The sequence below is a fragment of the Bradyrhizobium sp. UFLA06-24 genome (assembly GCF_054967145.1).
Genome location: NZ_JADFUE010000018.1, coordinates 22,128 through 38,820 on the forward strand (window position 1 = coordinate 22,128; position 16,693 = coordinate 38,820).

Annotated in this window: 5 protein-coding genes; 4 read left to right on the top strand and 1 reads right to left on the bottom strand. The window is 63.6% G+C overall.

What is annotated here, in order from left to right:
• Positions 1–482 precede the first annotated feature (482 nt).
• Both IF809_RS16635 and IF809_RS16640 read left to right on the top strand, forming a co-directional pair.
• Positions 483–9,482, top strand: coding sequence for a hypothetical protein (locus IF809_RS16635; RefSeq protein ID WP_462838021.1), 9,000 nt, complete (start codon positions 483–485; stop codon positions 9,480–9,482).
• A 140-nt stretch (positions 9,483–9,622) separates the two neighbouring features.
• Positions 9,623–11,854: a CHASE2 domain-containing protein gene (locus IF809_RS16640; protein WP_128968721.1), complete on the top strand. Its 2,232-nt coding sequence runs from the start codon at positions 9,623–9,625 to the stop codon at positions 11,852–11,854.
• Between the two features lie 138 nt (positions 11,855–11,992).
• Here the strand turns inward: IF809_RS16640 and IF809_RS16645 are convergent, their stop codons facing one another.
• Positions 11,993–13,588: an ABC transporter substrate-binding protein gene (locus IF809_RS16645; protein WP_462838022.1), complete on the bottom strand. Its 1,596-nt coding sequence runs from the start codon at positions 13,586–13,588 to the stop codon at positions 11,993–11,995.
• A 201-nt stretch (positions 13,589–13,789) separates the two neighbouring features.
• On the opposite strand from IF809_RS16645, the gene IF809_RS16650 reads away from it, so the two are divergent.
• Together IF809_RS16650 and IF809_RS16655 are read left to right on the top strand one after the other, a co-directional pair.
• Complete coding sequence (locus tag IF809_RS16650) at positions 13,790–15,445, top strand: ABC transporter substrate-binding protein (protein WP_462838023.1); 1,656 nt, start codon at positions 13,790–13,792, stop codon at positions 15,443–15,445.
• Between the two features lie 185 nt (positions 15,446–15,630).
• Positions 15,631–16,584: an ABC transporter permease gene (locus tag IF809_RS16655; protein ID WP_128968718.1), complete on the top strand. Its 954-nt coding sequence runs from the start codon at positions 15,631–15,633 to the stop codon at positions 16,582–16,584.
• Positions 16,585–16,693: the final 109 nt, after the last annotated feature.

A 16,693-nucleotide genomic window follows, 5' to 3' on the forward strand; every position in this document is an offset into this window, starting at 1 on the left:
GGCTGAAGCCGGTCTGCACGAATTGCGTAAAACTTTACGAATCGGGGGCTAGGAAAGGGGCCCGCTGCCGCGAAACGGGACCAGTTGCAGGTACAAGTTGTGGGGCGGTCGATTCCGGGCCTTATGGCTAACGACCCGCTATTTCACGGTTTCTGTTAGTTGGCTCACAGATTTAGCTCCGTATTTGTCCCAGTATGCCGCGGGGGACTACGGGCAAAAGACGAGCTAGGTATCCGTTGTCGAATTTATACATCAGAATACTCGGGGGTTCGGAAAATGTGCCCGGATAAGCCAAGCTATACTTCCAATAGGTCGGGCGATTACTTCAGGCTCTCCACCGATGTCGCCGTAAGCATAGTCGCTCCCTGCCAAGTCACGCGAAATCACACAAGCAATGGATGGTTTCGCTAAGGACTTGGTAATGATATGCAAGCTTAGGCAATCGATACTTACATAAATATTAACCTCTTTTTGGTGCCCGGTTGAATTACGCTGGCAAATTTGACGCCGCGCTTTCTTTGGATGGCCAGGGTTCCCTCTCGCCCGCCTCCAGCCATGTCGATTCGTTTACCGCCAAGGCCCACGGTCATGTGCCCGATGGCGCGGTCGTCATTGCCGACCCCAACCTCATCTTCCACGGCGAGTTCAAGCGCACCGGTCTCGATCTCGTGCTGTCCCACGACGGCCACGACCTCGTCGTTCACGATTATTTCAGGGGCGACAAGCGCGCGGCGATTGCCTCGCCCGACGGCGCCCATCTCACCGGCGACATCGTCAGCGCGCTTACCGGCTACGTTCAGGTCGCGCAGGCCGCGCCCGGTGCCGCCGCGGCGCAGGTCATCGGTCACGTCACCAAGCTGACCGGAAGCGCAACCGCGATCCGCAACGGCGTCTCGGTCGTCCTGAACAACGGCGATAACGTCGAGAAGGGCGACGTCGTCTCGACCGGCTCGGAATCGACGCTCGGCATCACCTTCGTCGACGGCACCGTGTTCGGCCTGTCCTCCAACGCGCGGATGGTGCTGAACGAGATGGTCTACGACCCCAACGGGTCGAACAACTCCTCGCTGCTCAGCCTGGTTGCGGGCACCATCACCTTCGTCGCCGGCGAGACCGCCAAGCATGGCGACATGAAGATCGACACGCCGGTCGCCACCATGGGCATCCGCGGCACGGCGGTGCTGACCGAGATTAACTTCGTCGTCCCCGCAGGCGGCGGCGATCCGCAGCCGCAGGCGAATTTCCAGGTGCTGGTCGAGCCGAACGGCACCACCGGCTCCTACATCCTGTTCGACAAGCTGACGCTGCTGCCGATCGCGACGGTCAACCAGGCCGGCCAGATGATCCAGATCAGTGGTGGCAACGTCTCGGTTACCAATGCGCTGCTGTCGCCCGATGTTCAGAAGCTGATCACGGACGTGTTCACGCTGAAGTTCACGGACAACAACACCAACACCAAGCTCACCACGAATTTCACCGATACGATCACGCAGAACGGCAACATTGTCTTCATCAAGACGGACACCGGTGCCACCGCGACCGCGACTTTCAACAATGCCGTGAACACTGGTGGTGGTTCGGGACAAGGTGGCGCGGACAAGGCAGCCGAGCGTTTTCCCGGCCCGCCGCAGGCGCGCAGCCTTGATGCCAACGGCAACGTGACATCGTCGTTCAAGCTCACCGAGCACACGAAGGCGACCGCCGATCACTCGGATGCGACCGGCGACACCATCGGGCCCGATACCGTGTCCGGCCGGATCACGTTCGTCGATCAAAACCTGGGCGACCGGCCGACGGTGGCGGTGGATCTCGCTGCTGCGCCGAACTATGTCTACAAGGACGCCGGCCAGCACGATGTCACCGGCTCGCTCACCGCTCTGCAGAAGCAGGACATCGCCGCGACGCAGATCCAGCTCAGCGTCGTTCCTGACGGCGGCAACACCAATAACGGTTCGGCCGTCTGGACCTACACGATCCCCGACCACGTCTTCGACTTCCTGGCGGCCGGTGAAACGCTGACGCTGACCTACATGGTCCGCGTCGACGACAATTTCGCAGTCCAGCCTGAAACCACGTTCATCCCGATCACGATTACGATCACGGGCACCAACGACAAGCCTGTGATCACCAGCAGCGCTCCCGTCATCACGTTCTCGGGCGGCACCAGCGTTCCGGGCGGTCCGCTTACCAGTGATGTGCCGACATCGGGTACGCTGGACTTCACCGACGTTGACCTCACGGACAAGCACACGATTTCGGTGGCGCTGACCAGCGCGACCCTGCCTGATCATGGCACCGTTCCGCCGGGTCCTCTCGCGGCGTTCCAGAGCGCGCTGTCGGTCGCGATCGCCGCCGATAGCACCGGCGACGGCACCGGCACCATCAACTGGTCGCTGGCCGATCTGCCGGTCTATCTCGCCGACTTCATCCCGAAGGGCGAGGTGCTGACGCTGGTCTACACCGTGACTCTCACGGACTCGCAAGGGGCCACCGCGCAGCAGACCATCACGGTCGAGATCACCGGTACCGACGCTCCCGCCGTGGTGTGGATTGCGACCGCGAAGCCCGACGTGCCTCCCGGCGGTTTCTGGGAAAACCCCACGAACTGGGCGACCGGTACGGTCCCGACCATCGACGACGACGTCATCGTCATCACTGACCAGCTGCACGGCCTGACGCCGTCCTTTCCGGCGACGATCGATGCGGCTGCCTTTGCCAGATCGGTGACGATGAACGATTTCGGCGGTCCGCCGCCGGAGCTGCTCAATTTGAGCTCGCTGACGATATCGGGCTCGCTTGACATGAGCGCCGATTCGATTCTCACCAACACCGCGACCGGTACGATCTCGGTGGGCGGGCTGGCTGAGATCCTGGACACCAGCGTGCTCACCAATGCCGGCACTCTAAAGCTGGCCGTCGGCGGGGATTTTGCTGTCGATGCCGTGATCACCAATTCAGGTACGCTCGAATTGCTCGGCGGCACCCTGAAGACGCTCGCCGAGATCCACAATACCGGCGGCATGTTGAAGGCCGATGCCGGCGCGACGTTGATCGTCGACGGCGCCACCGTCGATGGCGGCACCGTCACCATTTTGGGCACGCTGGAGCTCGATGGCACCAGCCTGATCGAGAACGGCACGCTGAACAATTCCGGCATGGTCGACGTCAAGGGTGCGGTTGAACTCCTGCACGAGACCGTCGTCAATTCATCCCTCGGCACGGTGAAAGTCGAGGGCAGCCACACGCTGACGCTGTCGAGCACGGAGATCTCGGGCGGCGCCGTCAACGGCACCGGCACGATCGACGTCGCGCGCGCGAGCAAGATCGATGGTGGCGCGACCCTGAGCACGAGCGTGGTCAGCGCCGATGCCAAGCTGACGCTCGACGGTGTCACCGTGTCCGGTTCGGTCATCACCGACAATTCCAGCATCGAGCTCGACAACACCGTTCAGCTCAAGGGCGGTGCCAGGATCCAGGGCGGCCCGGTCCTCAATACCGGCACGCTGGAGATCACCGGCGCCGCGACGCTGTTCAACGACGTCGTGACCAATACCGGCACGGTGAAGGTCGACGGCGGTCAGACGCTGACGCTGTCGGGCACCGAGATCACCGGCGGCATTGTCAACGGCACCGGCACGATCGATGTCATCGGCGCCAGCAAGATCGACGGTGGCGCGACGCTGAGCACGAGCGCGGTCATCGCCGACGCCAAGCTGACGCTGGATGGCGTCACCGTGTCCGGTTCGGTGATTACCGTTCAGTCCGGCGTCGAGCTCGACGACACGGTCCAGCTCAAGGGCGGAGCCAGGATCCAGGGCGGTCCGGTCACGAATAAGGACACGTTGGAGATCGCGGGCGCTGCGACGCTCCTCAATGATATCGTGACCAACAATGGCACGGTAACCGTCGATGGCAGCCAGACGCTGACGCTGTCCGGCACGGAGATTTCGGGCGGCACTATCAACGGCAGCGGCACGATCGACATCACCGGCGCCAGCAGGATCAACGGTGGGGCGACGCTGAGCACGAGCGAGATCATCGCCGATGCCGCGCTGACGCTCGACGGTATCACCGTGTCCGGTTCGGTCATCACCGACCATTCCGGCATCACGCTAGACAACACGGTTCAGCTCAAGGGCGATGCCACGATCCAGGGTGGCGCGGTGACCAATACCGGCGCGCTGCAGGTCGCCGGCGCCGCGACGCTGCTCAACGACGTCGTGACCAACAATGGGGCGGTAACGGTCAATGACAGCCAGACGCTGACGCTGTCCGGCACGGAGATTTCGGGCGGCACGATCGACGGTAGTGGCACCATCGACGTCACCGGCACCAGCAAGATCGACGGCGGTGCGACGCTAAGCACGCGCGCGGTCATCGCGAGCGCCGAGCTGACGCTCGACGGCGCCACCGTGTCAGGCACGGTCATCACCGACAATGGCGGCATCGCGTTCGACAACACCGTCAAGCTCAAGGACGGGGCGCGGGTTCAGGGTGGCGCGGTCACCAACACCGGCACGCTGGAGATCGCCGGCGCCGCGACGCTGCTCAACGACGTTGTGACAAATACCGGAACGGTGACGGTCGACGGCGGACAGACGCTGACGCTGTCGGGCACGGAGATCTCGGGCGGCAGCGTCAACGGCAGCGGCACGATCGACGTCACCGGAGCCGGCAAGATCGATGGCAACGCCAGCCTGAGCACCGGCGCCGTCACGGTCGAGAGCGGCGTGACGCTGACGCTCGGCGACGCGGCCGTGACCGGGACCGCGATCGCCAATCACGGCATCGTCAAGGTCGATGCGAGCAGGACGCTGACGCTGTCGGATGCGAATCTGACTGGCGGCAAGCTCACCGTCCTGGGTACGCTGGATTCGTCGGGTGCGACAACGATCGCCGATGCGTGCATCACCAACAACGGCCTGACCGAAGCGGTCGGCGGCCTGCTGACGCTTGTCGCCACGACCTCGGCCACCATCGCCAATGCCGGCACACTTCGGGCCAACGGGGCCGAACTCGACATCGACCACGAGGCCGTCACCAACACCAGCACGCTAGCTGCGATCAACGGCGGCACGCTGAAATTGATCTCGACGACGGTGACCAACACCGCAGGTGCGGTTTCGGTCGCGTCTGGCTCTACGCTCGGTCTCGTCGGAGCAACCATCGACGGCGGAACGCTGATGATCGCGGGCATGCTGGTATCGACCGATACCAGTGCCATCAACGACGCAAGTATTACCAACACGGGCACGATCACCGTCACCGGCGGCACGCTGACAATCGATCCGGCCACGCTCCACGCCATCGTCAATCACAATCTGATCCAGGCAAGCGGAGGCGAGCTCGACATCTCCGGTGAGGACATCTCCAACACCGCCAATCTCAAGGCGGTCAACCACGGCACGCTGAAGCTCGCAAATCTGACGATCAGCAATAGCGTCACCGGCGCGGTGACGGTCGATAGCCAATCGGAGCTCTATCTTTCCGGAGCCTCGATCAATGGCGGCAGCCTCAGCAATGCCGGCAATCTCTACGGCGTCACCGGCCTCAACACGGTCACGGGTGGCGTCAGCAACACCGGCGCCATCGAGGTGCAGAGCGGGACCTTGAACCTCTCCGGCGGTCTGACCGGTGTCGGTGCGCTGATCGTCGACGACGGCGCAACACTTGAACTTGGCGGCGCCACCGCCCAGACCGTCACCTTCGCCGGTGGGGTGGATACGCTGCAGCTCGACAAGGTGTCGGGCCAGAATTTCACCGGGACCATTACGGTGCTCGCCTCGCAGGCCGGCACCTTCATCGTTACCGGCGATGCCGGCATCACGACCTCGAGCGGCGACGCGCTGGATGTCACGTCGACCGGTGGCGCCAGCGGCCAGCCCGCCGCGATCATACTGACGCTGACCGGCAATCTGACCGGAGCGGCGAATGGCGTTGCGGTCACCCAGAACGGCGTGGGCAACGTGTCGCTGAAAGCGACCGGCGACATCAAGGGAACGACCGGCCATGGCATCTGGCTGAGTTTCGGCGCCGATGGCGGCGGCGGGATCACCGTCAACGACCTCAGCGGCATGGCGACCGGCACCGGCGCGAATTCGGCAGGCGTTCTCGCCGAGAACCTGAACGCCGCCAATGCCGGCGACATCTTGATCACCCAGCTCGGCGGCGCGGCCGGCGGTGCCTTTGGCATCGATGCGACGACCTGGGGCAATGGCAACGTGACGATCGACGCCGGTGGAAATATCGCCGGCAGTTCGGTCTACGGCGTCCGCGCGCGCAGCTATGGCAGCGGGGACGTCGTCGTCACCACGGAGGCCGGCAGTGTCGTAACGTCGGGCAGCTCCGGGATCGTCGCAGTCAACCGGGCGACCTCAATCGGCGCGTCCGAGGATAGCACGATCATTGTCAACGCCTACGGCACCATCAATTCCGGGAGCAGCCTCAACCTCAGCGGCAATACACCGGCCGGCATCCAGGCCGGCTACACCGGCGCCACGAACGGCAGCAGCGTCAACGCTGACGTCAACGGCTCGGTCGTGGTCAACAACCATGCCAGCATCACCGCCGCGGCGGGATACGGCATCCACGCCTACAATTACGGAAATGGCGACGTCACCGTGAACGACGCGGCCGGCACCACGATCGTTGGCGCGGAGGAGGGCATCAGGGCCCAGGCGCTCAGCGGTGGCACCGGCGACGTTACCGTCACGCTCGGGGCCGGCGCGTCGGTGAAGGGCGCGACGAGCTACGGCATTCTCGCCTACACCATCGACCAGGGCGATATCGACGTCATCCTGGCGGCGGGCGATATCGTCGCGTCGGGGAGCTCCGGCATCGTGGCCGTCAACTACGCCGCCGCGATCGCGGACGGTGCCGGCAGCACGATCTCCGTCAAGGCCCATGGCATCATCCACTCCGGCTCCGCGCTGAACAACGACGGCGCCACGCCCGGCGCCATCATCGCCGGCTACAAGCCGGGCGGAAACGCCACCTTCTCGAATGCCGTCAACGGCGACGTCACCGTCATCAGCGACGCGACCATCACCGCGGATGCCGGCTACGGCATCGATGCTTTCACCTGGGGCATCGGAAAGATCACGGTCACGACAGGTGCCTCGTCGTCGATCACCTCCGCTGGCATCGCGATCGGAGCTTTCGACCACGGCGGCGGTGATGTGAGCGTCACAAACGAGGGGGCGGCCACGGGTTCGGTCGCTCTGGGAGTCGTGGCGGTTGGCCAAGACAGTGTCACCATTCTCAATGATGGCACGCTCACCGCCACCGGAACGGCCGGTGTCGTCGTCACCCAGAACGACACGGGCGAGACCGGCAACCCGGTCGCCACCGGCTCGACCCATATCATCAACAACGGCTCGGTCGTGGGCGCGAGCGGCCACTATGCGATCTTCGTTCAGGAGAACATGACCGGCACGGCGCTGATCGACAATGCGGGCACGATCGGGCCGGCAGATGCCGGCAGCGTGACGTCGACGACCTATGCCATCGCCGAGTCCGGCGGCGCCGTCACCATCAACAACACCGGCCACATCAACGGCAACATCTCGGTCGCCACCGCCACCTTCAACAACGAGGCGGGCGGAATCTGGACGGTATCCGGAACAAGCGTGTTCGGCACGTTGTCCTCGATCGTCAATGCCGGCGAAATCGATCTGCTCAATGGCGCATCGGCTGTCGTGAATGGGCCGGGCATCACCAATGGGGGCGAGATCGGCAGCTGGGGCACGGCGTCGATCACGGGCACAATCACCAACAACCACCTCATCGAGGTCCACACCGGGACGCTGACGCTGTTCGGATCACTGTCCGGCTCCGGCTCGGTTACGATCGACGCCGGCGCGTCGCTCGATATCAAGGACGTGGTGTCGCAGACCGTCACCTTCGGCGGCGCCGGCGCCGAGCTCGAGATCGACACCGCGACCTTCGGCGGTGCGATCGCCGGCTTTGCCGCCAATGAGAAGATCGATCTGTCGACTATCGTCTGGGACAGCGGAACGACGGCGGTCTACGACGACGAAACTGGCAAGCTCGTCGTGAGCGATACGCACAGTGACAGCATCTCGCTCACGCTCATCGGCGACTACAGCGACGTGCATTTCCTCACGAGCAGCGACGGCGCCGGTGGCACCATCGTCGAACTCGCCCCAGTCGACCACTGGATCAACACGGCCGGTGGCAGCTGGAACACTGCGTCGAACTGGAGCGTGGGGGTGCCCAGTGCGAGCTACGACGTCAAGCTCGATGCTGCCGGGACCTACATGATCGACAGCACGACCAGCGTCACGATCCACGACCTCACCGTCATCTCGGGGGTGACGTTGCTGACCGAGCCCGGCACCGTGTTCACGGTGAGCGGCGACCTGCTCGACAATGGCCTGATCGAGGCGGGCCCTTTCTCCAACAACAACATCTCGACTGTCGACATCAAGGGCAATGTCAGCGGCACCGGAGCCATCGAGATCTCCAACAAGGCCGTCGTCGAGATCGAGGGCGCCGCTTCGGGGATCGTCGTCTATTACGACAACGGCCTGGGAACCCTGGTCCTGGACGATTCCAAGGATTTCCGAGGCTTCATCTCGGGGTCTCCGGCCGGGGCTCCGCTGTCGTCCGGCAACGAGATCGACATGAAGGACCTAGCCTGGACGGCGACGATGTCGGCGCAGGCCCACTACAATTCGGACACGAAGATCACGACCGTCGATTTCTACAACGGCGCGACCACGATTACCCTGTCCTTCCTCGGCAAAGACATCAATTGGAATCTGCAGAGCGATGGCCATGGCGGCACCACGGTGTCTGATCCGCTCGCCGACACGTCGATGACGATCGGCAGCGGCACGGTGCTGGATCTCAACGAGGCCTCCGCACAGGACGTGACCTTCACCAACGAATCCGGAACCACCGGCACGCTCGTGATCGAGCACGCCGCCGATTACACCGGCGTAATCAACGGCTTTGCCGGTGACGGCACCGTCACCAATTCGGACCTGCTCGATCTCAAGGACATCGACTTCTCGCACCTTACCGGGGTGACTTATACCCAGAACGCCGATCAGCTGGGCGGTACGCTGACGCTGAGCGACCGGACCGACACGGCGATCATCAAGTTTTCGGGGAGCTACACCGTCGACAGCTTCAATTTCGTGAGCGATGGTGCCGGCGGCACGCTGGTCGTCGACCCACCGACAGGACCCATTCTCGTCGGGACCGTCGGGCAGGACCAGTTCACGTTTGCAAATTCGACGCTTCCGGTTCAGAGCACCATCGTTAATTTCGACTCGGGTCAGGACAAGATCGACCTGCAGCAGTTTGCCAACATCCATTCCTTCAGCGATATCGCCGTTACGCAGCAGGGAAGCGACACGTTGGTCACGCTCGATGACCATCAGTCGATCCTGCTGAAGAACCTCGTGGCGAGCAGCATGCATGCCAGCGACTTCATCCTGGCGAACCACGCCTGACGGACGCTCCCCCGGCTCCATTGCGATGACGCGGGCCGCGGTGACCCGATATCGCAGTGATTCCGGTATCAAACGCTCGGGCGATTGCGTATTGTGGTCCGGACATCTGACGAAGGCGGATTGCGGGAATTTCGGGCGAGATGAAACGTCTCAAAACCTGGCGCCGGTGGTTCACGAAGAAGTTCGGGTTCGCGCGGCTGGTGTGCCTTGGGTTGCTGATCGGATTTGCAGCCTTGCGCGTCTGGGATCCGCCGCCGGTCCAGGAGGTGCGGCTGCGTACCTTCGACATGTTCCAGCTGCTCGACCCGCGTCACAAGACGGTGCGGCCCGTCACCATCGTCGATATCGACGACAAGAGCCTTGCCAGGCTCGGCCAGTGGCCGTGGTCGCGCACGCGGATCGCCGATTTGATCATCAATCTCACCAATCTCGGCGCGGTGGCGGTCGGGTTCGACGTCGTGTTTTCGGAAGCGGACCGGCTCAATCCGGATCTGGTGGCCGATCAGATGCGCTATCTCGACGACGTCACCCGTGCCCGCCTGCGCGAATTGCCGAGCAACGACCAGATCCTCTCCGACGCGATCAAGCGCTCGCGCGTGGTGCTGGGCGAGACCGGTCAGCCAGCGGTCGGGTCCGCGCTCGACAACACACTTCCCTTCACTGGCGTCGCGACCGTCGGCGAAGAGAATGCCGAAAACTTCCTGTTCGAATTCCCTGGCCTGCTGCGCAACGTGCCGGTCATCGAGAAGGTCGCGGCCGGCCGTGGCCTGTTCACGATCAAGACCGAGCGCGACGGCCTGATCCGCCGCGTGCCGATGATAATGCGCGCCCAGGGCAACATCATGCCCTCGCTCAGCCTCGAGATCCTGCGGGTCGTCACGGGGACGCCGACGCTGCTGGTTCGCACCGACAAGACCGGCATCCGCGCCATCCGCCTCAAGGGCATCGAGATTCCGACCGACAAGAACGGCCAGCTCTGGGTGCACTATGCCCGGCAGGATCCCTCGATCTATGTCTCGGCGGCCGACGTGCTCGACAACAACGTGCCGCCGGACAAGATCAGGGGCAAGCTGGTGCTGATCGGCACTTCGGCGGTCGGGCTGAACGACCTCAAGACCACGCCGGTTTCGGCCAACATGCCGGGGGTCGAGATCCACGCGCAGGTGCTCGAAAGCGTGCTGAGCGGCGCGGTGATCTCGCAGCCGAACTACGCGCTCGGCGTTGAATTGCTCGCTGCAATGATCATCGGCATCCTCGTGATCATCTTCACGCCGAATCTCGGCCCCGTCCGGCTGGTGCTCGCCGGCGCGACGTTCGCCGCCATCCTGATCGGCACGTCCTGGTTCTTCTACGCGCGGTATCGGTATCTTATCGACTTCACCTATCCCCTGCTGTCGACCACCGCGATCTATCTGACCTTCATCTTTGCGAGCTTCGTGCGCGAGCAGCGACAGCGCGTGCAGATCCGCGGCATGTTCGCGCAATACATGTCGCCGGAGCTGGTCGAGCAACTCGCGCAATCGCCGGAAAAGCTCAAGCTCGGCGGCGAGGAGCGCGAGATGACGATCATGTTCTCCGACGTGCGCGGCTTCACCTCGATCTCGGAAACCTACAAGCACGATCCGCAAGGTCTGATCACCTTGATGAACCGCTTCCTGACGCCGCTCACCAACGTAATCCGAGAGCACAGGGGCACGATCGACAAATACATGGGCGATGCCATCATGGCATTCTGGAACGCCCCGCTTGATGACAAGGCGCACGAGATCAACGCCTGCGAGGCGGCGGTCGGCATGCTCGAGAAGATCGACGAGGTCAACCGGGAGCGCGAGCGCGAGGCCGCCGACGGCGGCCATGCCTACATCCCGCTCAACGTCGGCATCGGTCTCAACACCGGCATCGGCGTGGTCGGCAACATGGGGTCCGACAAGAAGTTCAACTATTCGGTGCTCGGCGACAGTGTGAACCTGGCCTCGCGCTTGGAGGGCCAGACCAAGGAATACGGCTTCCCGATCATCGTGGGCTCCCGGACCGCGCTCGCGGTCAAGGACAGGTTCGCCATCCTCGAGCTCGACTTCATCATGGTCAAGGGCAAGAGCGAGCCGGAGGTGATCTACGCCATCGCCGGCCGCGAGGATGTGATGCACTCGGCCGCGTTCCAGCGCCTGCGCAACATCACCATCGAGATGCTCGGCTGCTACCGCGGCCGCGACTGGCAGGGCGCGCTCGACGCCATCGAGCGCGGCCGCCGCAGCGAGGACGCCGACACGCTGGAAAAGCTGTTCAGGCTGTATGAAGCGCGCATCAAGGATTATCAGGCCAATCCGCCGCCGCAGGATTGGAGCGGAGCGTATGCGCTGCTGACGAAGTAGGTCTTGTAGGGTGGGTTAGCTCGGCGGATGCGGAGCGCAGTCCGTCGAGCGTAACCCACGGACGCCGGTCGGCGTTTGCTGCAGCATGGTGGGTTATGCCTTCGGCTAACCCACCCTACGGCAGCTGGGCGTGCCCCCTCACTCCACCCCGATCGTCGTCAGATCCTGGAACCAGTGTTGCGCCTGCACGAACTGCCTGATCTTCGGCGACAGCGCGTGCGGGTTGGTGTCGTGGACGACCCAGACCAGCACGGCATCGTCGACGATCAATGCGTGCGCCTGCGCGATCAGCTCGTCCTGCTTGGCGGTGTCGAAGGTCTGCTTGGCCTCGTTGATCAGGGCATCGACCTTCGGGTTCTTGTAGCCGCCCCAGTTGACGCCGACAGGCGCGATCTGGTCGGAGGCGAAGAAGCGGACGATGGCGTAGAGCGGGTCGGACGTGACGTAGGCGATGTTGTTGGCGGTGATGCCGGCGTTGATCTCGTCGGCGGCGCCCTTGCGCCAATGCGTGTAGAGCGTCTCGAGCTCGACCACCTTGAAGTCGATGTCGATGCCGATCTCCTTGAAGCTCTGCTGCAGGAACTCGTTCATCGGCAGCGACAGCATCTGGCCGGTGCCGCCCTGCGCGATGATGAAGGTGGTCTTCAGCGGCTTTGCTTTTGAATAGCCGGCCTCCTCGACCAGTTTCTTCGCCGCCGCGAGATCGTACTTCAATTCGAAGCTCGGCTTGCCGAACCACGGGCTCGACGGGTCGACCTGGCCCTTGGCCGGTTTGGCGAGCCCGTTCATCAGGCCGACGACCTCGTCGCGGTTGATCGCAAGGTTGAGCGCCTTGCGCAGGCGGATGTCGGTCCAGGGCGAGCCCGGCAGCACGCTGAGGTGATAATTCCAGACATGCGGCGTGACGTTGTCGACGATCTTCATGCCGGCGGCCTTCAGCTGCGGCACGGCATCGGGCGCCGGGGTCTCGATCAGATCGACCTGTCCTGCGAGCAGCGCATTGGTGCGCGTCAGCGCCTCCGGCATCGGCACCAGCACGATCTTGTCGACCTTGGGAATGCGCTTGGCGTTCCAGTAGTCCGGGTTCTTGCTGAGCTCGGCAAGCTCGCGCGGCACGAGCTTGGTCAGCTTGAACGGCCCGGTGCCGGAGGGCTGGCTGGCGAACTTGTCCCAATCCCGGCCGAGCTTTTCATATTGCGCCGGGCTCGAGATCAGGAACCACAGCATCTGATAGGGGAAGAAGGAGTCCACCGTCTTGGTGGTGATCTCGACGGTGAAATCGTCGATCTTGGCGTAGCCGGCGACCGAGGGCAGGCGGGTCTTCACCTGCGCGCTCTGCCGCTTGTCGAATTGCGGCGCCTTGTCGTTGAGCACCTTGTCGAGATTCCAGACCACCGCATCGGCGTTGAAGTCGCTGCCGTCGTGAAACTTCACGCCCTTGCGCAGAGTAAACCGCCACTTGGTCTTGTCGGCGTCATCGACCTTCCACTCGGTGGCGAGCCCCGGCACCAGCTTGCCGGGCCGATCTGCGACGTCCATCTCCCAGGCAACCAGGGGATCGTAGATCGTGTAGGCCGTGAACTGATAGGCGCCGGCGCCGCGATCGGGCTGGCCGGTCGTCAGCGGAATATCCGCCATCGAGATGCCGTAGCGCACCACCGTTTCAGCGCGCGCTGAGATTGCGGATAGGCCCAGCGCAAGCACGGCGAGACAGGTCGATAATCGGATACGCATGGCCCAAAGCTCCCAGAGAAGTTTCGGAGCCAAACTTGCAATCTTGATGCCAGAATAGGCAGCGCGGCGCCCATGCACACGCGCGATCACAAGGACTTGTCGTCGCAGGGCCAATTTGCAGAATAAGTTTCCCCATTGGCATAGCCATTGCATACGTTTGCATCAAAATTAATCAGCGAAAGCCGAAGAAGGACTGACGTCATGCTTATAAGGATAACGACACGCGCCGCGTTGATTGCGGCGCTGGCCCTGACGACTGCGGCGGCATGGCCGCGCGTCGCCAGCGCGGAAACCGTGTTGCGCATCGGCATGACGGCTGCCGATATTCCGCGCACCCTCGGTCAGCCCGATCAAGGCTTTGAGGGCAACCGTTTTACCGGCGTCACCATGTATGACGCGCTCACCGGCTGGGACCTGTCCTCGGCCGACAAGGCCAGCGTCGTCATCCCCGGCCTTGCGACCGAGTGGAAGGTCGATGACGCAGACAAGACCAAATGGATGTTCAAGCTGCGCCCCGGCGTGACCTTCCATGACGGCACGCCTTTCAACGCCGATGCCGTGGTGTGGAACGTCGAGAAGGTGCTGAAGCAGGACGCGCCGCAGTTCGATGCCAGCCAGGTCGGCGTCACCGCCTCCCGTATGCCGACGCTGGCTTCTGCCAGGAAGATCGACGACATGACGGTCGAGCTCACCACCAAGGAGCCCGACAGCTTCCTGCCGATCAACCTCACCAACCTCTTCATGGCGAGCCCGGCGAAGTGGCAGCATTTCTATGACAAGGCTGAAGGCGCCGACGCCAAGGCAAAGTCGCAGGCCGCCTGGGCCGCGTTTGCCAAGGACGCGGCGGGCACCGGCCCGTGGAAGATGGCGAGTTTCACCCCGCGCGAGCGGCTCGAGCTGGTCAAGAACGCGGATTATTGGGACAAGGCCCGCGTGCCTAAGATCGACAAGATGGTGCTCTTGCCGATGCCGGAAGCCAATGCACGCACCGCAGCGCTGCTTTCCGGACAGGTCGACTGGATCGAGGCGCCGGCGCCGGATGCGCTGCCCGAGCTCAAGCAGCGCGGCTTCAAACTCTACGCCAACGAGCAGCCGCATGTCTGGCCGTGGCAGTTCTCGCGCATCGAAGGCTCGCCCTGGAACGACATCCGCGTGCGCAAGGCCGCCAATCTCTGCATCGATCGCGAAGGTCTCAAGGACGGATTGCTCGCGGGCCTGATGGTGCCCGCCACCGGCACCTTCGAGCCCGGCCATCCCTGGCGGGGAAAACCGAGCTTCGAGATCAAGTACGACAAGCCGGCTGCGCAGAAGCTGATGCAGGAGGCCGGCTTCGGCCCGAACAAGAAGCTGACGGTGAAGGTCCAGACGTCTGCTTCAGGTTCGGGTCAGATGCAGCCGCTGCCGATGAACGAATATCTGCAGCAGGCGCTCGCCGAATGTTATTTCGACGTGCAGCTCGACGTCATCGAGTGGAATACGCTGTTCACCAACTGGCGCCGCGGCGCCAAGGACCCCAGCGCCAATGGCTCGAACGCGACCAATGTCACCTATGCGGCGATGGATCCGTTCTTTGCGCTGGTGCGCTTCCTGCAATCGGGCATGGCGCCGCCGGTCTCGAACAATTGGGGTTTCATCAACAATCCCAAGTTCGACGAGCTGGTGAAGAAGGCCCGGCAGACCTTTGATCCTGCCGCGCGCGACGCCGCTCTCGCCGAGCTGCACGCCGCTTCGGTCGACGACGCTGCCTTCCTCTACGTCGCCCACGACGTCGGCCCGCGCGCCATGAGCCCGAAGGTGATAGGCGTGATCCAGCCGAAGAGCTGGTTCATCGACTTCTCGCCGATCTCGATACAGTGAGGTGAGCACCCTGGTAGGGCTCCCCTCCCCCTTGTGGGGAGGGGTTGGGGAAGGGGGCCCACACGCGCAGTCTCTCTGTGGCCACCCCTCTCCCTAACCCTCCCCACAAGGGGGGAGGGAACCCTCCCATTGTGCGTCCCTCACTGAAGCCCACGCAATCTTGCGATACCACGTCAGGTCAATCAGTGCTCGCCTATACCGCCAGACGCATCGTCTATGTCATCCCGATCGTGATCAGCGTGGCGCTGGTGTGCTTTCTGCTCGTGCACATCACGCCGGGCGATCCGCTGGTCGCTGTGTTGCCGGCCGACGCTTCGCAGGAGCTCGCCGCGCAGCTGCGCGCCGCCTATGGCTTCGACCGGCCGCTGCCGGTGCAGTTCGGGCTCTGGCTGCTCCGCGCGCTGCACGGCGATCTCGGCAATTCCATCGCCACCGGCCGCCCCGTGCTCGCCGAGGTCATGCGCGCGGTCGGCAACACGGTCACGCTCGCAATCGCTGCCGCGATCATCGGCTTCACGATGGGCATTCTGCTCGGCCTGATCGCCGGCTATTTTCGCGAAACCTGGATCGACAAGGTCGCGACCTCCTTTGCCATCGCCGGCGTTGCGGTGCCGCATTACTGGCTCGGCATGCTGCTCGTCATCATCTTCTCGGTCGAGCTGAACTGGCTGCCGGCCGTCGGCGCCGGACCCAACGGCTCCAATTCCTGGGCCTGGGACTGGGCGCACCTGAAATATCTGGTGCTGCCGGCGATCACGACCTCGGTGATCCCGATGGGTATCGTCACCCGCACGGTCCGCGCGCTGTCCGGCGACATCCTCTCGCAGGATTTCGTCGAGGCGCTGCGCGCAAAAGGCCTGCATGAGCGCGGCGTATTCCGTCACGTCGTCAAGAACGCCGCGCCGACCGCGCTCGCCGTGATGGGGCTTCAGCTCGGCTACATGCTCGGCGGCTCGATCCTGATTGAGACCGTGTTCTCCTGGCCGGGCTCGGGCTTCCTGCTCAACTCCGCGATCTTCCAGCGCGACCTGCCGCTGCTGCAGGGCACGATCCTGGTGCTGGCGCTGTTCTTCGTCTTTCTCAATCTCCTGGTCGACATCGCGCAGGCCGCGATCGATCCGCGCATCAAGCGGGGCTAGTGGGATGAGCCGAGCTGTAGCCGCGCAAAAGGTCCGCCCCCTCTCCCGCTTGCGGGGAAGGGCCGGGGTGGGGGTCTCTCCACGCGCGAGGAACCCCAAGAGGAGAAAA

Coding starts and splice junctions, on each gene's coding strand:
- IF809_RS16640 (WP_128968721.1), top strand. CDS start 9,623: ATGAAACGTCTCAAAACCTGGCGCCGGTGGTTCACGAAGAAGTTCGGG.
- IF809_RS16645 (WP_462838022.1), bottom strand. CDS start 13,588: ATGCGTATCCGATTATCGACCTGTCTCGCCGTGCTTGCGCTGGGCCTA.
- IF809_RS16650 (WP_462838023.1), top strand. CDS start 13,790: ATGCTTATAAGGATAACGACACGCGCCGCGTTGATTGCGGCGCTGGCC.